The 20,561-nt window shown below is 72.0% G+C and carries 21 protein-coding genes; 9 read left to right on the top strand and 12 right to left on the bottom strand.

Annotated elements, in window-relative coordinates; genetic code table 11:
• Window positions 1–19: 19 nt before the first annotated feature.
• Window positions 20–670 carry a DUF998 domain-containing protein gene (locus KOI47_RS05230; protein ID WP_216214449.1) on the bottom strand — a complete coding sequence of 217 codons (651 nt, stop codon included), beginning with the start codon at window positions 668–670 and terminating at the stop codon, window positions 20–22.
• A 352-nt stretch (window positions 671–1,022) separates the two neighbouring features.
• Between KOI47_RS05230 and panB the strand changes: the two genes are divergently transcribed.
• Window positions 1,023–1,916: a 3-methyl-2-oxobutanoate hydroxymethyltransferase gene (gene panB / locus KOI47_RS05225; protein WP_216214447.1), complete on the top strand. Its 894-nt coding sequence runs from the start codon at window positions 1,023–1,025 to the stop codon at window positions 1,914–1,916.
• A gap of 72 nt (window positions 1,917–1,988) precedes the next feature.
• Window positions 1,989–2,978 carry a prolyl aminopeptidase gene (gene pip / locus KOI47_RS05220; protein WP_216214446.1) on the top strand — a complete coding sequence of 330 codons (990 nt, stop codon included), beginning with the start codon at window positions 1,989–1,991 and terminating at the stop codon, window positions 2,976–2,978.
• A gap of 75 nt (window positions 2,979–3,053) precedes the next feature.
• Here pip and KOI47_RS05215 read toward each other — a convergent pair whose 3' ends face one another.
• Both KOI47_RS05215 and KOI47_RS05210 read right to left on the bottom strand, forming a co-directional pair.
• Window positions 3,054–3,467 carry a DUF4326 domain-containing protein gene (locus KOI47_RS05215; protein WP_216214444.1) on the bottom strand — a complete coding sequence of 138 codons (414 nt, stop codon included), beginning with the start codon at window positions 3,465–3,467 and terminating at the stop codon, window positions 3,054–3,056.
• A complete protein-coding gene (locus tag KOI47_RS05210) occupies window positions 3,460–4,878 on the bottom strand; it encodes an RNB domain-containing ribonuclease (protein ID WP_216217102.1) in 1,419 nt (472 codons plus the stop codon). Before KOI47_RS05210 ends, KOI47_RS05215 begins: the two co-directional genes overlap by 8 nt.
• Before the next feature lie 137 nt (window positions 4,879–5,015).
• On the opposite strand from KOI47_RS05210, the gene KOI47_RS05205 reads away from it, so the two are divergent.
• Complete coding sequence (locus KOI47_RS05205; RefSeq protein ID WP_216214441.1) at window positions 5,016–5,972, top strand: ATP-binding protein; 957 nt, start codon at window positions 5,016–5,018, stop codon at window positions 5,970–5,972.
• Here the strand turns inward: KOI47_RS05205 and KOI47_RS05200 are convergent.
• The gene (locus KOI47_RS05200; RefSeq protein ID WP_216214440.1) at window positions 5,956–7,116 is read right to left on the bottom strand and encodes a sensor histidine kinase; all 1,161 of its coding nucleotides are present in this window, start codon (window positions 7,114–7,116) and stop codon (window positions 5,956–5,958) included. The two genes, KOI47_RS05205 and KOI47_RS05200, sit on opposite strands and share 17 nt — an antisense overlap.
• A complete protein-coding gene (locus tag KOI47_RS05195; protein WP_216214438.1) occupies window positions 7,113–7,772 on the bottom strand; it encodes a response regulator transcription factor in 660 nt (219 codons plus the stop codon). Before KOI47_RS05195 ends, KOI47_RS05200 begins: the two co-directional genes overlap by 4 nt.
• A gap of 151 nt (window positions 7,773–7,923) precedes the next feature.
• Between KOI47_RS05195 and KOI47_RS05190 the strand changes: the two genes are divergently transcribed.
• From KOI47_RS05190 to KOI47_RS05175, 4 genes are read left to right on the top strand one after another with little or no spacing between them, the layout of a single operon-like run.
• Complete coding sequence (locus KOI47_RS05190; protein ID WP_216214436.1) at window positions 7,924–8,454, top strand: hypothetical protein; 531 nt, start codon at window positions 7,924–7,926, stop codon at window positions 8,452–8,454.
• Window positions 8,451–9,575, top strand: a complete 1,125-nt coding sequence (locus KOI47_RS05185) for a peptidoglycan-binding domain-containing protein (protein WP_216214435.1) — start codon at window positions 8,451–8,453, stop codon at window positions 9,573–9,575. Before KOI47_RS05190 ends, KOI47_RS05185 begins: the two co-directional genes overlap by 4 nt.
• On the top strand, window positions 9,572–10,270 hold the full coding sequence (locus KOI47_RS05180) for an ABC transporter ATP-binding protein (RefSeq protein ID WP_216214434.1): 699 nt from the start codon (window positions 9,572–9,574) through the stop codon (window positions 10,268–10,270). Before KOI47_RS05185 ends, KOI47_RS05180 begins: the two co-directional genes overlap by 4 nt.
• A complete protein-coding gene (locus KOI47_RS05175; protein ID WP_216214431.1) occupies window positions 10,258–11,493 on the top strand; it encodes an ABC transporter permease in 1,236 nt (411 codons plus the stop codon). The genes KOI47_RS05180 and KOI47_RS05175 overlap by 13 nt, the downstream gene beginning before the upstream one ends.
• Window positions 11,494–11,576: 83 nt before the next feature.
• Here the strand turns inward: KOI47_RS05175 and KOI47_RS05170 are convergent, their stop codons facing one another.
• The 3 genes from KOI47_RS05170 to KOI47_RS05160 are packed head-to-tail and all read right to left on the bottom strand — an operon-like array spanning window position 11,577 to window position 14,145.
• Entirely contained in the window at window positions 11,577–11,780 is a 204-nt protein-coding gene (locus KOI47_RS05170; protein ID WP_216214428.1) for a hypothetical protein, read from the bottom strand.
• A 31-nt stretch (window positions 11,781–11,811) separates the two neighbouring features.
• On the bottom strand, window positions 11,812–13,419 hold the full coding sequence (locus tag KOI47_RS05165; RefSeq protein ID WP_408629892.1) for a PH domain-containing protein: 1,608 nt from the start codon (window positions 13,417–13,419) through the stop codon (window positions 11,812–11,814).
• Between the two features lie 42 nt (window positions 13,420–13,461).
• Window positions 13,462–14,145, bottom strand: coding sequence for a TetR/AcrR family transcriptional regulator (locus KOI47_RS05160; RefSeq protein ID WP_216214426.1), 684 nt, complete (start codon window positions 14,143–14,145; stop codon window positions 13,462–13,464).
• A 98-nt stretch (window positions 14,146–14,243) separates the two neighbouring features.
• Here KOI47_RS05160 and KOI47_RS05155 point away from each other — a divergent pair, with 98 nt between their 5' ends.
• Window positions 14,244–14,993 (top strand): NAD(P)-dependent oxidoreductase, encoded by a 750-nt coding sequence (locus KOI47_RS05155; protein ID WP_232376548.1) that lies wholly within the window; start codon window positions 14,244–14,246, stop codon window positions 14,991–14,993.
• Window positions 14,990–15,598, top strand: a complete 609-nt coding sequence (locus tag KOI47_RS05150) for a DUF4386 domain-containing protein (protein ID WP_216214423.1) — start codon at window positions 14,990–14,992, stop codon at window positions 15,596–15,598. Before KOI47_RS05155 ends, KOI47_RS05150 begins: the two co-directional genes overlap by 4 nt.
• Before the next feature lie 98 nt (window positions 15,599–15,696).
• Here KOI47_RS05150 and KOI47_RS05145 read toward each other — a convergent pair whose 3' ends face one another.
• The 4 genes from KOI47_RS05145 to KOI47_RS05130 all read right to left on the bottom strand — a co-directional run bounded on the left by KOI47_RS05145 (window position 15,697) and on the right by KOI47_RS05130 (window position 20,470).
• The gene (locus KOI47_RS05145) at window positions 15,697–16,680 is read right to left on the bottom strand and encodes a hypothetical protein (protein WP_216214414.1); all 984 of its coding nucleotides are present in this window, start codon (window positions 16,678–16,680) and stop codon (window positions 15,697–15,699) included.
• Between the two features lie 66 nt (window positions 16,681–16,746).
• The gene (locus KOI47_RS05140; RefSeq protein WP_216214411.1) at window positions 16,747–17,742 is read right to left on the bottom strand and encodes a C40 family peptidase; all 996 of its coding nucleotides are present in this window, start codon (window positions 17,740–17,742) and stop codon (window positions 16,747–16,749) included.
• Window positions 17,743–17,745: 3 nt separating this feature from the next.
• A complete protein-coding gene (locus KOI47_RS05135) occupies window positions 17,746–18,357 on the bottom strand; it encodes a hypothetical protein (protein ID WP_216214409.1) in 612 nt (203 codons plus the stop codon).
• Window positions 18,358–18,367: 10 nt separating this feature from the next.
• Window positions 18,368–20,470, bottom strand: a complete 2,103-nt coding sequence (locus KOI47_RS05130) for a magnesium transporter (RefSeq protein ID WP_216214407.1) — start codon at window positions 20,468–20,470, stop codon at window positions 18,368–18,370.
• Window positions 20,471–20,561: the final 91 nt, after the last annotated feature.

Genomic DNA, 20,561 nt, shown 5'->3' with positions numbered 1-20,561 from the left:
TTCCGGCTCCGCGAGCCGATCACCAGGGGCGCAGCCGGGAGGCGTTCAGCAGGTAGGCGGCACCGACGAAGAGCAACCCGACCATGGTCACCAGCTGCAGCCGCACCAGCAGACCGACGAACTGCCCGGAACCGAAGGATTCCAGGATCGCCACCACGATCGCGGCGGCCAGCACGATCACGAAGGCCACCCTGGCCGCGGTCCGCCAGCCGCCGAGCCACCACCGTTCGACACACGCCGCCGCGGCCAGCTGGATGGCCGTGGTGACCCATGCCGTGGCGAAGTGGATCTGGTGGGCGACCGAGACCTCGCCCTCGGCGATCAGGTCCCGGCAGCGCTGGCTGGCCGAAGGCGCGCAGTCCAGCGTGAACAGCGCGCTGAGCAGCACGTTCAGCCCGAAGATCCCGAGCAGCAGCACGACCACCCTGGGCCAGGTCTGCGCGGGCACCAGCCGCAGCAGCGGCGGGACCATGAGCATGAAGGCGATCCCGGCCACCACGTAGGCGGTGCGGAACAGGTCCCGGTACGGCTGACCTTCGGCGGTGGCCTCGCCGATCCGGGCGTGCACCGGGGACAGCCCGGTGGGCAGGAAGAACTCCAGCAGCCACGACCAGTAGGCGACCCCGCCGATCACCATCAGCACCACGGCCGCGTACAGGGCCGTCCGCACGCCGCTGCTCATTCGAGTGATCCGGCAACCGGCGGCTTGTTGCGGGCGAGGCGCCTGCGGCCGCCGCACCAGCGAACGTGCATAACACTCCAATTGCCTGCTCCTGGCTGCGATCACACGGCGGGTGTGATCGTCGGGGGTGATCTTAGCCAGCAGGGGCAAGGATGTCGCACCACGCCGGTCACCGGATATCGGACCGTGCCCTCCCCCGTCCGCCGGCTGGGCGGAAGCCTGTGAAGCTCATCGCACGATCTTGGGTTCGCCCCGCGGTGGTGCCACGCTTCGAGGTGCACCCGCCGAACTACCCGGGGACCCTGATATCAGGGCCTCGAGGGAAGGAAGGTCGACAACGATGTCCACCCCCGAAACCAACCCTGGCGCCGCGGGCGAGCAGCCCGCCCCGTACGGGTCCGGCTCCACCGCGCCGCCGGCCCAGGCCGGTCCGCAGGGCCGCAAGGTCCGCGTGCATCACCTGCGGGAGCTCAAGGAACGGGGCGAGCCCTGGCCCATGCTCACCGCCTACGACATGTACACCGCCGAACTGTTCGACGAGGCCGGGATCCCGGTGCTGCTGGTCGGCGACTCCGCGGCGAACAACGTGTTCGGCTACGACACCTCGCTGCCGGTCACCGTGGACGAGTTGCTGCCGCTGGTCCGCGGCGTCACCCGATCGGTGAAACGTGCGCTGGTGGTGGCCGACCTGCCGTTCGGCTCCTATCAGCTGTCCGCCGAGCAGGCGCTGGCCACCTCGGTGCGGTTCATGAAGGAGGGCCGCGCGCACGCGGTGAAGCTGGAGGGCGGCCGGGCCTTCGCACCGCATGTCCAGGCGCTGACCTCGGCGGGGGTGCCGGTGATGGGCCATATCGGTTTCACCCCGCAGAGCGAGCACAACCTGGGTGGCTACCGGGTGCAGGGACGCGGCGCGGCGGCCGATGAGCTGCTGGCCGACGCGGTGGCCCTGCAGGAGGCCGGGGCGTTCGCGGTGGTGATGGAGATGGTCCCGGCCGAGACCGCCAAACGGGTCACCCATGAGCTGCGGATCCCGACCATCGGGATCGGGGCGGGCCCGGACTGCGACGCGCAGGTGCTGGTCTGGCAGGACATGGCAGGGCTGCGCCGGGGCAAGGCTCCCCGGTTCGTCAAGCGCTACGCCGACCTGGCCGGGGTACTCTCCGCTGCCGCGACCGCCTTCGCCGAGGAGGTCCGCCGCGGCGAGTTCCCCGCCCCGGAACACTCGTTCCACTAGGCTGCGTCGCAGCGGGCGCGGGGAGCGCCCGTCGGCAGCGGGGTACACCCAGGTCCGGCGGAGTGGAAGGGCATGAACGAGCTGTACCCGCCGATCCAGCCGTACGAGCACGGCAAGCTGGACGTCGGCGATGGCAACACCGTGTACTGGGAGGCCTGCGGTAACCCCGTGGGCAAACCCGTCGTGGTGCTGCACGGCGGCCCCGGCAGCGGGCTCGCCCCGCTGGCCCGCAGGCATTTCGACCCGCTGGTCTACCGCATCGTGCTGTTCGACCAGCGCGGTGCGGGCCGCAGCACTCCGCACGCCGCCGAGGCACTCGGCGGGCTCGGGGCGCTCGACGGCCTGGACGGCCTCGGCGCGAACACGACCTGGCACCTGGTCGCGGATATGGAACGGCTGCGGGAGCACCTGCGGATCGAGCGCTGGCAGCTGTTCGGCGGTTCCTGGGGCGCCACGCTGGCGCTGGCCTACGCGCAGACGCACCCCGGCAGGGTGAGCGAGATCGTGCTGCGCGGGGTGTTCACCGCGCGGCGCGGCGAGCTCGACTGGATCTACCGTGGCGGGGCGGGGCAGCTGTTCCCCGAGGAGTGGGCGAGCTACCTCGCCCCGCTGGACGAGGCCGGGCGGGCGGATCCGCTGGCCGGCTATCGGCGGCTGCTGGACGACCCGGACCCGGCCGTGCGGGAGCGGGCCGCGGTGGCGTGGAGTGCGTGGGAAGGCGCGATCGTCTCCGTCCTGCCGCAGGAGAGTTTCCGCAGCAACTACGCGCGGCCGGAGTTCGCGGTGCCGTTCGCCCGGATCGCGCTGCACTACTTCGCGCACGGGGCCTGGCTGGACGAGGGGCAGCTCATCCGGGACGCGGCCAAGCTGCAGGGCATCCCAGGGGTGATCGTGCAGGGCCGCTACGACCTGGTCTGCCCGCCGGTGACCGCCTACCAGCTGCACCAGGCCTGGCCCGGCTCCGAGCTGAGGATCCTGCCGAACGCGGGGCACGCGGTGAACGATCCCGGGGTGCTGCACGAGCTACGGCTGGCGACCGACCGCTTCGCCGCGGCCGCCTGAGAAACCTGTTCCTGAGCTGGACTTTGCCGCCCCGGCCGAGCCGATCGTGTCGCGCGTTCAGCAACAGGCACTGAGCTACCGGTCGGCTTCGAGGTATTCCAGCAGAACGTCGGCGTGGCAGGGTTTGGGCGCACACCAGCAGCCGAGCGCCCGGCCGTCCAGCTCCCCCGCGCGCAGGCGGCGCAGCAGGTCCGGCTGCCTGGCAAGGTACTCCCGGTAATGCTGGACCATGGCCTGCCGGTCCTGTTTGGCCTCGCGGACGAACGGGTTGGCGAACCCGGACTCCGGCCAGGAGTGCCGGGGGCCGGCATGCCCGACATAGCTGATCAGGTCGTGCCGCACCAGCCAGGGCACCAGCCGCTGGTGCGGGCCGGACTTGCGCACGTTCACCACGGCCGCGTGCCCGGCCAGCACCGACTCGGCGATTTCCCGCTCCGCGGCGGACCAGCGGTCCGCCTCGTCCGGAAGGGACTGCGGCCGGTCACTCATCGGCCCACCGCTCGAACCACACCTTGCGCCGCCGCACGTCCACATCGGTCAGCCGCACCGCGATCCGTTCCCCTTCCGGTAGTCCCGCGCCTGCGCACTTGCCCAGTACCGGCGGGTCCTCGATCAGCACCTCGGCCCTGGTGGCGTCCGCGCGCAGCACCACCGCGCTGAACCGGCCACCGATCTGCTCGGCGAGGATCCAGGACTCGACCTGGTCCAGGCAGGCTCGCTCCACCTTGGCCGCCAGCAGGTCGGACGCGCTCATCACCTCGGGCAGCTCGGCCAGCGCCGCGCGCACCCAGTCCGGCACCGGCCGTCCCGCGGTGACCGCGAGGCAGACCTCGGTGCCGAACCGGTCGACCAGCCGCCGGATCGGCGCGGTGACATGCGCGTACGGGCCGCCGATCCCGGCATGGGCCGCCAGTTCCGGCGGTCCGGAGTGGAAGCTGGTGTAGCCTGCCCCGCGCAGCATGCGGGTGGTGCAGGCGTAGAAAGCCAGCGACTCCGGGCGGGTGGCGTCCAGGGTGCAGAGCAGCTCGGAAACGCTGGTGCCCGCGGGCCAGGTGATCCCGAGCGCGGCCGCGGAGCGGCGTAGCCAGTCCAGCGTGGCCTCGTCCGGTGCGGGCAGCGTGCGCAGCACGCCGATCCCGGCCTCCAGCATGATCCCGGCCGCGGACATGCCGGTGAGCAGGGACAGTTCGGCGTTCCACGCCTCGACCTCGTTGCGCGGCCGCAGGCCGAGGGTCCAGCCGTCCGCCTCCCCGCCGTGGATCTCCTGTTCCGGCAGCTGCGGCTCGACCGCGCCGCGCCGGACGGCCAGCTCCCCGCGCAGCCTGCCGAAGTCGGCCAGCGCGGCCACCGGCTCCGGTGGGGTACCCGCGTCGAAGGCTGCCTGCACCGACTCATAGTCCAGCTGTGCGCTCGAGCGGACCAGTGCACGCCGCACCCGGACCCGCTCCGGCTCGCCCGCTGCGTCGGTATCGATGGTCCACCACACCGCGGGCCGCACCTCGCCGGGCAGCAGGCTGGCTGCGCCCTCGGACAGTTCCGGCGGGTGCAGCGGGATGGTCCCGTCCGGGAGGTAGAGGGTCTGCCCGCGGGCGCGGGACTCCCGGTCGATCGCCCCGCCCGCCGGCACGAAGGCGACCAGATCGGCGATGGCGTAGTGCACCCGGAACCCACCGGAGCCGGTGCGTTCGATCAGCGTGGCCTGGTCGAGATCCTTGGAGCCCGGCGGGTCGATGGTCACGAACGGCAGGTCGGTGGCGTCCACCCTGCCGCCTGCGAACTCCGCGGGATCGCCAGCCACCGCCTCCGCCTCGGCCAGCACCTCGGACGGGAAGCCCTCCGGCAGCTCGAACTCGGCGCGTAACGCGGCGAAGTCGCCGTCCGCGCCGGTCGTGCGGATCACGGAGGAAGGCACATCCCCACCCTAACTCGCTCGGCCCCGGCCATCGCTCGTTCGAGGTTCGGCCGTTCGGTGTACCTTGGCGCCCGCAAAGTAATGAAAACCGATCCCATCTTCACTAGCGCTTCGGGAGTCCCGTCATGAAAGTTGCCTTCGTCGGCAAGGGCGGCAGCGGCAAGACCACGCTCGCCGCACTGTTCACCAGCTACCTTTCCGGCTCCGGCCACCCCGTGCTGGCCATCGACGCGGACATCAACCAGCATCTGGCGGTCGCGATCGGGGCCAGTGAGCAGCAGGCCGCGGAGTTGCCGACCCTCGGCGACCACCTTCCGCTGATCAAGGAGCACCTGCGTGGCGACAACCCGCGCATCTCCGGCCCGGAGGCGATGATCAAAACCACCCCGCCGGGACGGGGCTCCCGGCTGCTCACCCCGTTCGCGGACAACCCGATCTCGGCGGCCTGCTTCCGCGAGGTGAACGGGATCCGGCTCGCGGTCACCGGGCGGTTCGCCGAGGACGACCTCGGGGTGTCCTGCTACCACTCCAAGGTCGGCGCGGCCGAACTGCTGCTCAACCACCTGGTGGACGGCCAGGGCGAGTACGTGGTGCTGGACATGACCGCGGGCGCCGACGCCTTCGCCTCCGGCCTGTTCACCCGGTTCGACGTGACCTTCCTCGTCTGCGAGCCCACCGTGCGCAGCGTGGGTGTCTACCGGCAGTACGCCGAGTACGCGCGGGACTTCGGCGTGCGCCTGGTGGTGATCGGCAACAAGGTCACCGACGCCGAGGATGTGGACTTCCTGCGCGCGGAGGTCGGCGAGCACCTGCTCGGCTGGCTGGTCAGCTCGGCCCACGTGCGGGCGGCCGAGCGCGGCCGGTCCCGGCCGATCGGCGAGCTGGAACCGCACAACCTGGACACCCTGGGCCGGATGCTGGCCGAGGTGGACTCGGTGACCAGGGACTGGGCGCGCTACCAGGCCCAGGCCGTGGAGTTCCACCTGCGCAACGCCCGCGCCTGGGGCAACGCCCGCACCGGGGAGGACCTGGCCGCCCAGGTCGACCCCGACTTCGTGCCAGCCCTCACCCCCACCAGCTGACGGTGACCTGCAGGCCGCCTGCCGGGCCGGGTTCGGCGTGCACCTCGCCGCCATGGGCCTGCGCCACCGAGCGCACGATGGAAAGGCCCAGCCCGACCCCGCCGGTGGCGCCGGTGCGCTCGGTTCCGTGCCTGCGGAACGGTTCGAACAACGCCGGGATCTCCGCCTCGGTGACCTCGGGGCCGGTGTTGGTCACCACCAGCGCGGCTGTGCCGCCGACCCGGACGGTGACCTCTCCACCCGGCTCGTTGTAGTGCAGCGCGTTGCGCACCAGGTTCTCCACCAGGCGTTCCAGCAGCACCTCGTCCCCGGCGACGGTGCACGGCCGCAGCCGCGGGCGCACGGTCACCTCCCGCTCGGTGGCGAGGTCGGCGGTGGCCGCGAGCACCCGCTTGGTCAGCTCGTCCAGCCGGACCGGCGCGCGGCCCGCGAGACCGCGGTCGCTGCGGGCCAGGGTGAGCAGCCCGTCGATCAGCCGCTCGCTGCGCTCGCCGGTGTGCAGCAGCTGGCCGGCCAGCCTGCGCAGCTCCGGGGTGGCCTCGGGATCGGCGAGCGCCACCTCCACCAGGGTGCGCTGCACCGCGAGCGGGGTGCGCAGCTCGTGCGAGGCGTTCGCGACGAACCGCCGCTGGCTGTCGAAAGCGGTGGCCAGCCGGTCCAGCATGCCGTCGAAGGTGTCGGCGAGTTCCTTGAGCTCGTCCTGCGGGCCATCGTGGTCGATCCGGCGATCCAGGTTCTCCGCGCCGAGCCTGCGCGCGGTCGTGGTGATGTCGTGCACCGGGCGCAGCGCCCGCCCGGCGATCAGCCAGCCGAACCCGCCCGCGAGCGCCGCCGCCACCACCAGCGCCACCCCGGACTGCAGCAGCAGCGTGTTCAGCGCGGAGGCACGGTACTCCTCGAGGGAGATGGTCATGGCCTCGGCCGCCTCGGCCCGCCGCAGCGCGATGCCGTCCGAAGGGATGGCCGGGGTCGCGGGTTGCGCGGTGATCGCGGGGTTCTGCTCCAGCTGGGTGCTGGCGAACCCGGTGGCGTCCGGCAGCCTGCTCTCCACCAGCAGGTAGTTGATGAGCAGCAGGACGAGGCCTGCGAGCAGGAACAGCCCACCGTAGATCACGGTGAGCCGGGTGCGGACCGAGAGCCTCACGAGCCGAACCGGTAGCCCGCGCCCGGCACGGTGTGGATCAGCTCGGGCGTGCCCAGCTTGCGCCGCAGGGTCATCACCGCCACCCGGACCGCGTTGGTGAACGGGTCGGCGTGCTCGTCCCAGGCCTTCTCCAGCAGCTCCTCGGCACTCACCACCGTGCCCTCCGCCCGCATCAGCACATGCAGCACGCTGAACTCCTTCGGGGACAGCGGCAGGAACCGCCCGTCCCGGGACGCCTGGTGCCGGGGCAGGTCGAGTACCACCCCCGCGTTCTCCAGCACCGGCGGCAGCGCGGGCCGGGCCCGCCTGCCCAGTGCCTGCACCCTGGCGACCAGCTCGGCGAAGGCGAAGGGTTTGGTCAGGTAGTCGTCCGCGCCGAGCCCGAGCCCGGCCACCCTGTCCTCCACCTCCCCGGAGGCGGTGAGCATCAGGACCTTCACCTCGCCGCCGGAATCCAGCAGCGCCCGGCACACCTCGTCGCCGTGCACCCCTGGCAGGTCGCGGTCGAGCACCACCACGTCGTAGTCGTGCACCCCCACCCGCTCCATGGCGGAGGTCCCGTCGTATGCCACGTCCACCGCCATGGAGAACCTGCGCAGCCCCTCGGCGACGGTGTCCGCGAGCAGGCGTTCGTCCTCGACGATCAGCAGCCGCAACCGGTGTTCCTCCTGTCGGTGTCGATACCGATCCCAGTCTTACCCGAGCCGGATAAGCGGGCGATAAGCGTTCGCGCTTAACGCGCCGAGATCACCCGATCCGTAGACATCGGGGCGGAACGGCAAGACCGAGGAGAAAGGACGGATCGGAATGCGCAGGTCCACCATCGCGGGTGTACTGACCGGCCTCGCCCTGCTGGTGCCGCTGACCGCGTGCGGCGGCGAGGACAAGGGGTCGGATGTGGCCTCCATCTCCGGCGGCACCGAGACCAGTGCGCCACAGGCGCCGGAGGAGATGAGCGACCAGGACATCCAGGAGGCCATGCTCGAGTACGCGGGCTGCATGCGCGACCACGGAGTCGACATGCCGGACCCCGGTCAGGGCGGAGCGATGCCCGCGATGCCCGCTGGCGATGCCGACCCGGAGTTCGAGCGGGCGCATGAGGAGTGCCGCTCCGCGCTGCCCAACGGCGGCGAGCGTCCGGAGCTGTCCCCCGAGGAGATAGACGAGATGCGCAAGCAGGCGAAGTGCCTGCGTGAGCACGGCCTGGACGTCAAGGTCCCGACGGCGGAGAACCCTGGCCTCGCCATCCCCATGGACTCGAACGACCCCAAGGCGAAGAAGGCCTTCGAGGCATGCGGTATGGGCGGCGCCGTCACCAGGATGGAGCCCGCCAAGTGACCGAGGAAGCCGAGCAGCAGGGGGCAGGGCCCGCGGCCCTGCGCCGACGGCGGCGGACCAGGTGGACGATCGTCACGGTGGCCGGGCTCGCGGTGATCGGGATCGGCGCGACCGTGGTGCTGAGCAGCGCGCTTGCGGACACCGAACCGCCGCCGCCCACCGGCCCGGAGACCGCCACGGCGACCGTGCGCAAGACGGATCTCGCCGAGACCGAGACGGTCACCGGCGACCTCGGGTACGGGCCGCGGCGCCCGCTGTCCGGGCGGGCCGATGGCACGCTCACCGGCCTGCCGGAAACCGGGGAGGTCCTGGAACAGGGCGAGCAGGTGTACACGGTGGACGCCAAGCCGGTGGTGCTCTTCTACGGCGACCTTCCGCTCTACCGCGAGCTTTCCTCCGATGTGGACAACGGGCCGGATGTCGAGCTGGTGGAGCGCAACCTGGCGGAACTGGGTTTCGGCGGATTCGGCGAGCCGGACGAGAACTTCACCTGGGCCACCGAACGGGCACTGCGGAACTGGCAGGAGTCGCTCGGGCTGCCGGAGACCGGCGAGATCGGCCCAGGGGACGTTGTGGTGCAGCCGGAGGCGGTGCGGGTTGCCGAGGTGACCGCCGAGCTCGGTGGTCCTGCCGGTGCCGAGCTGATGCGGGTCACCGGCAACCGGCGACTGGTCACCGCCGAGCTGGAACTGAGCGGGCAAAGCATCGCCAAGCCCGATACCGCGGTGGAAATCGAGCTGCCGGACGGCAGCAGCACCACCGGCAAGGTCGTCTCGGCGAACCCCGAGTCCGGTTCGGACGGTGACCAGCAGGGCGGCCCCGGTGGTGGCGGACAGGAGGCCAAGCTGGAGGTGATCATCGCGCTGGACGACGAGCAGGCCGCGGGCGAGTTCGGCGCGGTACCGGTCAGCGTGACCTTCACCAGCGGCACCGCCGAGGGGGTGCTGGTGGTCCCGATCGGGGCGCTGCTCGCCCTGCGCGAGGGCGGCCACGCCGTCGAGGTGGTCGAGAACGGCGAGACCAGGCTGGTCGAGGTACGGCCCGGCTTGTTCGCGAACGGCCAGGTCGAGGTGACCGGGGAGGGCCTCACCGAGGGCATGACGGTGGTGACGACCTCATGACGGTGCTGGCGGTGCGGCAGGTCGGCAAGACCTATCCGGGCGGTGTGGTGGCCCTGCGCGAGGTGTCGCTTTCCATACAGGCAGGCGAGCTGCTGGCGATCGTCGGGCCGTCCGGCTCCGGCAAGTCCACCCTGTTGCAGCTGATGGGAACCCTGGACCGGCCGACCACCGGGCGGGTGGAACTGCGCGGGCACGATGTGGCGAGGCTGCCGGACCGGCGGGTGGCCGGGCTGCGCTCGGCCTGGATCGGGTTCGTGTTCCAGCAGTTCTTCCTCACCGAGGGGCTGACCGCGGCGGAGAACGTGGCCACCGGACTGCTGTACGCGGGTGTGCCGGCGCGCAGGCGGCTGGCCAGGGCCAACCGTGCGCTGGAGCGGGTCGGGCTCGGGCACCGGGCCGGGCATCTGCCAAGGGAGCTTTCCGGTGGAGAGCGGCAGCGGGTGGCCATTGCCCGTGCGGTGGTGAACCGGCCCTCGGTGCTGCTGGCCGACGAGCCGACAGGGAACCTGGACAGCCGGACCGGCTCGGCCGTGCTCTCGCTGCTCGGCGAGCTGAACGCGGACGGCACCACGGTCATCGTCATCACGCACGACCGGGAGATCGCGGCGGGCCTGCCCCGGTGCGTCGACCTGCTGGACGGCACGCTGCGGGCCGACACCGGCACACCCGGGGAGGTGCCGGCATGCCGACGTTGACCCGCGAACGACCGGCCAGCACCCCGGACCCGCTGCCCGGCTCGCCCCGGCTGGGCGCAGCGGACGTGCTGCGGCTCGGCCTGCACGGGCTGCGCACCCGGCCGGTGCGGGCGCTGCTGTCCGCGCTCGGGGTGGCCATCGGCATCGCGGCGGTGGTGACCGTGGTCGGGATCCCGGCCTCCAGCCAGCAGGCCCTGGACGACCGGCTCTCCGCACTGGGCACGAACCTGCTGCGGGCGGGGCCAGGGCAGACCCTGTTCGGCGAGGAGGCCAGGCTGCCGGAGGAGGTCACCGACCGGGTAAGGCGGATCGGGCCGGTGCAGGCGGTGACCGATGTCGGCGCTACCGAGGCGACCGTGCGCCGCACCGGCCTGATCGACGAGCAGGAGACCTCGGGGATCTCGGTGCTGGCCGGGCGTCCGGACCTGCTGGAGGTGTTGCAGGCCCGGATGTACGACGGCACCTTCCTGAACGCGGCCAACTCCGGCTACCCGGTGGTGGTGCTCGGTTCGGTCGCGGCGCAGCGGCTTGGCATCGGGGAGATCGACCCGAGGCAACCGCCACAGGTGTGGCTCGGCGACCGCTGGTTCACCGTGGTCGGGATACTCGACGCGGTGACCCTGGCGCCGGAGATCGACAGGGCGGCGCTGGTCGGCTGGGACGCGGCCGGGGACCACCTCGGGTTCGACGGGCACCCCACCACCGTCTACGTGCGGGCGCAGGAGCATGCGGTCCCGGATGTACAGCAGGTGCTCGGGCCCACGGTGAACCCGGAGCGGCCGAACGAGGTCGAGGTCAGCAGGCCATCGGACGCGCTGGCGGCCAAGGAACTGACCAACCAGGCGTACAGCTCGCTGCTGCTCGGCCTCGGCGGGGTGGCGCTGCTGGTCGGCGGGGTCGGCGTGGCGAACACGATGGTGATCTCGGTGCTGGAGCGGCGCAGGGAGATCGGGCTGCGCCGGGCGCTCGGGGCGACGCGGCGGCAGATCCGCGGGCAGTTCCTTGCCGAGTCGGTGCTGCTGTCCGCGCTCGGCGGGGCCTGCGGGGTGCTGCTCGGTGTGCTGGTGACCGCGGGATACGCGCTGAGCCAGGGCTGGCCGGTGGTGATCCCGCTGCCGGCCGCGCTGGGCGGGGTCGCCGCGGCGGCCCTGATCGGCGCCATCGCGGGCGCCTACCCCGCGGTTCGCGCCTCCCGCCTCACCCCCACCGAGGCCCTCGCCTGACGGCCCGACCGATCCTGGGCAGGCGGCGTTCGTCGGGGGCGCCGCCTGCCCTTCCGCTGTGAGTGTCCCCTCACAGCAGTTGGCTAGTCTCCGTTCCAGGCGGCGTCTTCGGCGTCGGCCTGGCGGGTGCGTTCCCTGGCGATCTCCAGTGCCCGCCGCGCGGTCGCCTCGTCGGGATACGGGCCGAGCAGGTCGATCGACCTGGACCGGTCCAGGTGCTCCACCTCGCCGGTGCGGGTGTTGTAGTACCAGCCCCGATCGGGGTTGGGATCCGCTGTTTCGCTCATCCTCCGAGCTTCGCACCGCACCGGGGCACTGTCACGACGAGCCGGGCCCGACCCGCTCGAGGAAGGGGCCGAACAGGTCGGGAACGGCGGCCTCGGCGAAGGCAAGCCCTTCGCTCTCCCCGACGTCGTAGACGGAGTACGCCCCACCGCCTGCCGCGGTGGTGGCGCTCAGCGTGATCAGCCCGGCGCGGCGCTGGAAAACCGACTGCCGCGCGGTCCAGCCGATGATCCCGCTGCGCTGCAACGCCACGGTGTCCCGGCGCGCCGCTCCGGACCTGGCCACCAGGTAGCCGCCGGTGACTCCGTGGCCGAGATTGCGGTAGGCGTCCAGCGCGAGCAGCACCGTGATCGGGCCCACCACCAGGACATAGATCCACGCCAGGTGCAGCAGGACACCGGTGAGCAGTGCGCCGAGCCCGGCGAGGATCCCGGCCGGGATCAGGGTGCCCAGCAGCGCCCAGCGCAGCCTCCGGCCGCGGGCCGCGCGCGGGTGCGGCGCCAGCCGCGCCGCCACGGTCGGCGCGACCTCCTCGGTCAGCACCTCGGCCGCGACCTGGTCGGCGAACGCCTTCGGCACCGGTGGGACCAGCGTCTTGAGGTCGCTCTTGCTGTCGCCGTCGTTCTGCCGGATCCCGGTCATCACGGCGTCCACCCGCGCCGCCCCGACCAGCCGGATACCGAGCGGTTCGAGCACCTCGACCCCGCGCAGCCTGCGCTCCTCGATACTGATCGAGCGGGTGGTGAGCAGGCCGCGCCGAATCCGCAGGGTGCCGCCGGGCTCGCGCTCGAGGCGATAGTCCCACCACCGCTCCGCGAAGAACACCAGCGAGCCGACCAGCCCGACCACCACGGCGATCACCAGCACGGTCGCCACCGCGAACACGATGGGCGCGCTGCTGAGCAGATCGAATGCCCACTTCAGCACGCCCTCGCGCAGGCCGAACCAGCCTGCCACGTTCAGCGCCGCGCCGAAGGCCGCGGCCCCCAGCAGCGGGGCGACGAAGGAGGCGGGGGCGTACCGGATCCAGGACCAGTCCAGCCTGGCCAGCACCGTGACGCGGGCGGGTTCGGGTTCGGGCTGGGCGCCCGGCTCGACCGCCGCGGCGGGCTCCGCCGGTGGCGCCGGGGATTCCGGGCGCCGCAGCAGCTCGGCCCGCAGCCGCTCCGCCTCGGGCTGGGCGACCGGATCGAGCTTGATCCGGTCGGCGTCGTTCTGCTGCCCGGTGCCGATGGTGACCACGGCCAGCCCGAACAGCCGTTGCACCACGTTCGCGGCGATGTCCACGCTGCGGATGCGTTCCCTGGCAAGGGAGCGATGCTGGTGGGTGATGAAGTCGAACCGGCGCTCCAGCCGTTCCGCGGTGACCCGGTACCTGCTCACCCGCCAGCGCACGTACTCCGCCACGATCCCGGCGGTGAGCAGCAGCACCCCGCCGAGCGCCACCCAGGCCAGCGGGGTGCCGGAGGAGGCCGTGCCCACCGCGCCCACCAGCACCGCGAAACCGACCCGGCTGATCGCGGTCACGTAGACGGTGCGCCGGTCCAGCCGCTGCCAGGGTTGTTCGGCTACCGCGGCGGCAGCGCCCTCCGGCGGCAGCGAGTCCGTCGGGTCGGTCGAGTCCGGGGGATCCGTTGGCACAACCCCCACCCTAGGGCCCGGACCTCGCCATGATGTGCCCGCTCAGCTTTCCCGTTGCCGCTCGAGCCCTTCCAGGATCAGCTCGAGTCCGAAGTCGAACTCCCCGGTGTAGGCGTAATCCGGCTTGCCGGTGCGGTCGACGATCATCTCGGCCAGGTGCGGGAACTCCTGCCTGGGAAGCTGGTCCAGGATGGAGCCCGCCACGTCCGCCAGCCCGGCCGAGGAGCTGAACGGCAGGCTGAGCTCCTGTAGCGCGAACCCGTAGACGTAGCTGTCCAGCACCGAGAGCGCGTGTGCCGCACCGGCGAGCGAGAACCCACCGGACCGCAGGCAGCCGATCACCGCGTTGTGGTGGCGCAGCGTCGCGTGCCCGGGGTTGGTCCGGGAATCCAGCAGGCTGACCGCCCACGGGTGCCGGGCCAGCACGCCGCGCATCGAGACCGCCCGCGCGCGCATCCCGGACCGCCAGTCGGCCGGGTGGTCCGCGGAGTCGTCCGTCGGCAGTTCGATCTCGCCGAAGACGAGGTCGACCATGCCGTCGAGGATCACGTCCTTGTTCCGGAAGTGGTGGTACAGCGACATGGCCTCCACGCCGAGCCGCTTGGCCAGCCTGCGCATGCTCAGCGAACCGGTGCCTTCCTCATCCGCCAGCGCGACCGCCGTGCGCAGCACCGTTTCCTTGCTGAGCGCGTTCCGGCGGGGCGGGTCGGCGGGCTCCGCGGCCACGTGATCCTCCTGTCTGGCTGCTGGCAGGACTTGACAACCTTACACCGCAAGGCTGTACCTTACAGCGTAAGGTCAGTGGCGAGTGGATGGAGCGGGTCGTGGAACCGATCGGTGTGGACGGAACGAGGAAGCCGGGCACGGGAAAGCGGGTGTGCGTGGTCGGCGCGTCCGGGAAGCTGGGGCGCCACCTGGTGCGGCACGCGCTGGAGCGCGGGTACGAGGTCGTCGGCGTCTGCCGGGAGCAGAGCGTGCCCAAGCTCGCCGAGTTCGAAGGGCGGATCACCGTGCTGCCCGGAGCGACCGATGACCGCGCGGTCATCGCACGGGCGGTGGACGGCTGCGACGCCGTGTTCACCGTGCTGGTGCCGTGGGGAGTGCACCACTACGCATCCGGAACGGCCCAGGCCGTGCTGGACCACGCCCGCCCCGGCGCCCGGCTGGTGTTCTCCTGCGGCTGGCACATCACCCGCGACGGGAGGGACGTGTACACCCGGAAGTTCAAGGTGTACGCGGCCGTGTTCGGGCGGCTGGCGAAACTTGCCAGGGTCGTGGACGTGGGCGACCAGGTGGAGGCATGCAGGCGGGTCTTCGCCAGTGACACCAGGTGGACGGTGGTGCGCGGCAGCGATCTCGAGGATGGCGAGAGCCAGGGCCTGCCGGTGTGGAGCAGGCATGTGGGTGACCCCGTCCTCGCGAGCAACCTGACCCGGCGGGTGGACTACGCCCGGTTCATGGTCGAGGCGGTGGACGACGACGCCCTCGTGCACGAGGCCCCGGCCATCGTCGGCAGGCTGACCCCCTCGGCCCTTGCGCACGCGGGCCAGGCGCAGGGCGGGGGCGCGCGATGACCGCGCCGCGGACCCTCGCGCGGATCGCGGGGTCGCTGTATCTGGTCGTCGCCGTGCTCACCATCTTCGCCGGGCTGGTGAACGCCCGTATCGTCGAGCCGGGGGACGCGGCGGCAACGGCGGACAACATCGCCGCCTCGGCCACCCTGTTCCGCCTCGGTTTCGTCAGCGAACTGGTGGGCGCCGTGGCCTTCCTCGGCACCGGCATGGCCCTGTACCTGCTACTCCGGCACGTCAACCAGCTGGCGGCCGCGGCAATGGTCGTCACCGTCGCGGTCAGCGTGGCGATCCAGACCCTGAACCTGGTGCACCAGCACGCGGCGCTGACGATCGCCACCGGCCAGGACCACCCCGGCGCCTTCGGCCCTGCCGGTTCCGACCAGCTGACCATGCTGTTCGCCGACCTGCAGCAACACGGGTACCTGATCGCCCAGACATACTTCGGGCTGTGGCTGCTGCCGCTGGCCTACCTGGTCGCCAGGTCCGGCTACTTCCCCAAGGTGCTCGGCGTGCTGCTGGTGCTCGGCTGCCTCGGCCACCTGACGGACGTGTTCACGCGCTTCCTCGCCCCGGACTCGGCGCGGACATCTCACCGTTCGCCATGACCCCCGCGGCGATCGCGGAACTGTCGTTCATCGGCTGGCTGCTGATCAAGACCGTACGGGTTCCCGCGGCCGCCCCGGTCCACGCAGGCTGAGCGCGTTCAGGAGCGGTAACGGTACGGGATCTCGGTGGGCTCACCGGTGGGACCGAAGCCGGCGGACTCGGCGTCCTCCGGCTCCTGCTCCGTGCCCGGCTCCGGCATCTCGTCGAACCAGCCGCGCGCGGCCGTGTTCCCGGCGTGCTCGGAGGACTCCGTGTCCTCGGATGGCGCCGGGGACTCGGGCGGCGCCTGCGGTTCGGGACGCGCCGCGGGCTCGACGGGAGCCGCGGACTCGGCCGCGGGGAGCGGGATCCCGCGCGGCGGGGTGTCGGCCTCGGCCGCCCGTGGCGGGGTGGGCTCGGGTGGCCGCGCCGGGGTTGTCTGCCATGGCGGCGGGGGCTGTGCCGGCTGCTGGGGCCGGGCTTGCTGGGGCGGGGGCGGCTCTTGCTGGGGAGCCGCCCGCTCGTTCACCGTGCGCCACACCGGCTGCGGGCCGATGTTCATCGGGGCGGGGGTGGGAGCCCGTTCCTCGGCCTGGCCGGGCCGCGGTGTTTCCCGCGGCACCGCGCGCGGCACGATCGGGTCGAGGCAGGAGACCAGCACGGTGGTCTGCTCCGGCTGCTCGACCTTGCGCCCACTGCGTTCCCGGTAGACCACCTCGCCCTCGACCCCGATCTCCACCAGGTACCCGACCTCGGCGAGCTGTTCCTCGTCCAGATCCACCAGCCGCTCGTACCGCGAGGGCACCACCCGGTACACCGGCCAGGACAGCCCGGCGTGCGTGTTGTGGAACTGGGCCAGCAGCTGCACCAGATGTTGCTGCCAGGGCAGGGACATCGACTCCGCGAGCGAGCGCGGCAGCACCACGTAGCCGGAGTCCACTCCCGGCAGGGCACGGGAGGAGAGATAGTCGGCCAGCGGGGTGCTGGACGCGGGCGGGTTCGCGTACCGCTGCGGTGGCGGCGGCCCGAACAGCTCCCGCGGATCGGCCGCCCCCTGACCACCCCCGGACTTCTTCCCCCGCCTACCGAACTTCTTCGCCACCTGGTTCCTCTCAGTGCCCGTCTCACGCGCGCGGCGCGACCGACTCGGTCCGGTTCGGGCGCTGGTTCACACGCCCGGCCGGACCGCCTGCGCGACGAGCTCGGCCTCGTCCCAGGACACCGACCTGGTGTGCACCGGGACGCCGCTCTGCTGCGCTTCCACCATCTTCCCGTCACCCAGATACATCGCAACATGGTGAATGGTGCTCGGGTTCGATGGATCGTACGCCCAGAACAGCAGGTCACCGGGTTGTGCCTGCTCCACCGGCAGCATGGCGCCAGCCTTGTACTGGTCCCTGGACACCCTGGGCAGGATCACCCCGGCCGCCTCGTAGGCCCGCAGCATCAGGCCGGAGCAGTCGAAGGTGTCCGGCCCGGTTCCACCCCACACATAGGGTTTGCCCTGCTGGGCCAGCGCGAACTCGATGGCGGTTCCGGCCGCCTCGCTCGGCGGCAGGGCCGCGCCCATCCCCTCGCCGCAGCCCGCGGCGTCCGCCACCTGGCCCAGGTTCTCCACCAGGTGCACCGCCATGGCTTCCCAGCGGTGGTAGCGGTCCGGGAAGGCGGAGCGCTCCACGGCCTGGGCGGCCGCGCCGGGGCGCAGGCTCTCCCAGTCCGGGATGTCCTCCAGCACGTCGTAGAACTTGTTCACCTGGTAGGGCGGGTTGGTGACCTGGGCGGGGGTGCCCCAGCCCATGGACGGCCGCATCTGGAAGATGCCGAGCGAGTCCCGGTCCCCGTAGTTCAGGTTGCGCAGGCCGGACTCGGTCATCCCGGCCTGGATCGCCACCTGCCACGCCCGCGGCGACAGCTCGCGCTCCTTGCCGATCGAAATGATCAGCGCGACCGTGCCGAGCTGCTCCTCGGTGAGGTTGGCCGCGTCGTCCGCCCCGCGCGCGGGCTGGCCCGGCTGGGAAGGGCCGATCGCGGCCTCGCAGCTCAGGTTGGTGACCCGGCGCGACTCCCGGTCCTGCCGGTCGACCACCACCGCGACCGTGCCGGTGGTGACCAGCACGGCGAACATCGTCGCCACCACCGCCCCGACCAGCATCCCGGCGCGCATCAGCTAGGACGCCCGTTCGTAGTGCCCGACCCGCCAGCCCGCGTCGGTCTTGACCACGGTGAGTTTCAGCTTGGGCCCGTTGGTCGGCACGATGGCCTCCACCGAGCTGGTGTAGGACTTGCCCGCGGACGGCTCGCCGGTGACCTCGCTGGCCGGGATGTTGGCCAGCTCCACCGTGGCCATCACCGGCAGATACTCCTCGGTGGTGTACGGCCGCAGGCCGTCCAGCCACTGCTGGTTGGTCATCCCGTCCGGGTGGTTCACCCAGGCCGCCGCCCACTGCCGCGCCACCTGCAACGCGGCCGGGTCCGGGGCAGCCGGGGTTGGCGATTCCTGCGGTTCGGTCAGCCGGGTCGGCAGGGTGCTCGACTCCGGCCTGCTCTGCTCGGGCAGGCCGGTGGAGCTCCGGGTGACCGAGGCCGACTTACCGGCCGGGGCCGCCCCGGCGCCGTTGCCGTCCTGGTCGCCGAACAGGTGCGGGGCGGCGATCCCGGTGCCCACCACCAGCGCGACGAACACGACCAGGGTGCCGACCAGATGCCGGGGTGAGCGCAGCGGCCACCCCCACAGCCGCCGGTAGACCGCGGCGCGGCCGCGATGAGTACGAATCGGCATGTTCGGGCACCTACCTCACGACTGAGTCGGTGTCACGCAGGTCCTCCCGGACCTCGAGGCCGCGGGAAGGGCGATACAGCACGAACACCGGCTTGCCTGCCACCATCTCGGAGTCCGCGCGGCGCGGCGTGCCGCGCTGGCCCGGGATCGGCTGCTCCGGCTGCGGGGCCTGCCTTGGCACCGTGCCGTAGTCCGCGGCCGGTGCGTGTGCCCCGTCCATCCGGGAGGGCACCACGACCGACTCCGCTTCGTCCCCGCGATCCCAGCGCCGGTCGGTCACCGGGGCGGTGTCCACCCGCCTGCTGGCCGGTCCGGTGAAACCCGCCGCGACGAACTGCTTCGCCTCCGGCAGGGTGTGCCCGCCCTGCGCGCGCCCCGGGCCGTGCCCCGGCGCCACGCCCGCACCCGCGGACCCTGCCGCGGGCAGCCCTGGCGCGCCGGTGCCGCCCTCGAACACCGCACCGGGCCCGGCCCAGCCACCGGCCCGCTGCCCGTCGCCAGCCACCCGTTGTGCGGTGGCGAACACCGTGCCTGCCTCCGGCCGGACCCGCCTGCCACCCGCCGTTGCCCCGATCGGCCCGCGCTGCTCGGCGTTGCCCTCCACATCGTCGGAGTCCTTGACGTTCTGCCAGAACTCGTCCTGCGGGGTGGGCCCCTGCTGGCCCTTGCGGAACCGCCCGAACAGCCCGCCACGGGGCGAGGGCACCGCGGAGCCGACCATGCTGACCGACATCTCCACCATCTGCCACAGCCGCCGCACCGGCCTGCCCACCAGGAACAGCAGGACGGTCAGCAGCCCGGCCATCACCATCTGGGTGAGCATGGACAGCGAGTCGCCCGCGTTGAAGATCGCCTGCAGCAGCAGCGCGTGCACCCCGGCGAGCACGGAGAGGATCACCAGGTTGAAGGCCACCGCGCCGACCACCTTCGCCACCCTGCGCAGGATGTCGTGGTGCAGCAGGGCCACCAGCCCGATCAGCGGCGCGGTCAGGGTGAGCAGCCGGACCACCACCTGCGCCAGCAACACCGCTGCCTTGGCGAACAACTGGAACAGCGAGTACACCAGGCTCTGCGCGAAGCCGAGGAAACCGGCGCCGGTACGGCTGCCGTCCTCGCCGGTGAAGTAGCCGGTCGCCGGGCCCAGCTGGGTGGCGATGTTCTTGTACTCGGCCTTCTTGGCGTCCACGACCTCCTGCTTCGCGTCATCGCCGTTGCGGATCTCCCCCCAGGTGAAGGCCTGGGCATCCAGCAGCGGCCTGCCGAACTGCTCGGCCTGCGGCGCCTCCGGGGAGCCGAACTCCCCGCGCAGCCAGTTCTTGTAGACGACCTCGTCGTGCAGGTTGGTCGGCAGCACATGCCGGATCACCCTGTCCTGGGAGGCGTCCACGAAACCGGCCTGGATGTTGGTCGTGGTCTGCACGATCGCGTGGTCGATCTCGTCGTAGTAGCGCAGCATCGCGAAGGAGGACGCCGCCAGCCAGGCACCGGCCAGCGCGAACAGCGCCCGCTTGCCCACCGTGGGCAGGTCGCCCCGCCAGATGCTGCGGAACAGCATGACCGCGAGGATCAGCGCGGCCAGCCCGAACAGCTGGGCGTAGATGTTGTTGTAGACCTTCTCCGCACCGGACTTCACCGCGTCGTAGAGCGGGCTGAGCAGCCCGCCCTCCATCACCGTGTAGTGCAGCGAGTTGGTGGCGCCGACAATGTTCTTGCCGATGTTGAACAGCTGGTTGCCCGCCCAGGTGTCGATCGTGGTGTTCGGGTCGGAGATGCCGGACAGCGCCCCGCAGTCGGACTGGTAGGTGTGCCACACCAGCCCGGCGTAGCTGTAGTCCACATAGGCGCTGCCTGCCTCGCCCTGGCCCTCGGCCGGGTCCAGCGCGCCGACCATGCCGGAGCCGGGCCGTTCCGGGTTGGGCGCCTCACCGCAGTTCTGCGCCGCCGCGGGCGGGCCGGTGAGCACGGCCTGCAACCCGATGATCGCGATCACCAGCAGCAGCGCCCGGCCCCTGCGCCGGGCCGGGGTGGCCGCGCATCGTCGGCGGGATCGGCCGAACCGGCGCAGCGCCCCGGCGAACGCCACGATCAGCAGCAGCACCAGCAGGGTGGTCATGCCGATCCTCCGCGGCCTCGCACGGGCCGCCTCGCCAACCGCGACTCGGCTACCAGCGGGTTCATGCTGACTTCTCCGCGGCCTCGCACGG

Source organism: Amycolatopsis aidingensis, assembly GCF_018885265.1.
GTDB lineage: Bacteria > Actinomycetota > Actinomycetes > Mycobacteriales > Pseudonocardiaceae > Amycolatopsis > Amycolatopsis aidingensis.
The sequence above is the reverse complement of the archived record's forward strand: the minus strand, read 5'-3'. Positions and strand labels throughout refer to the sequence as shown.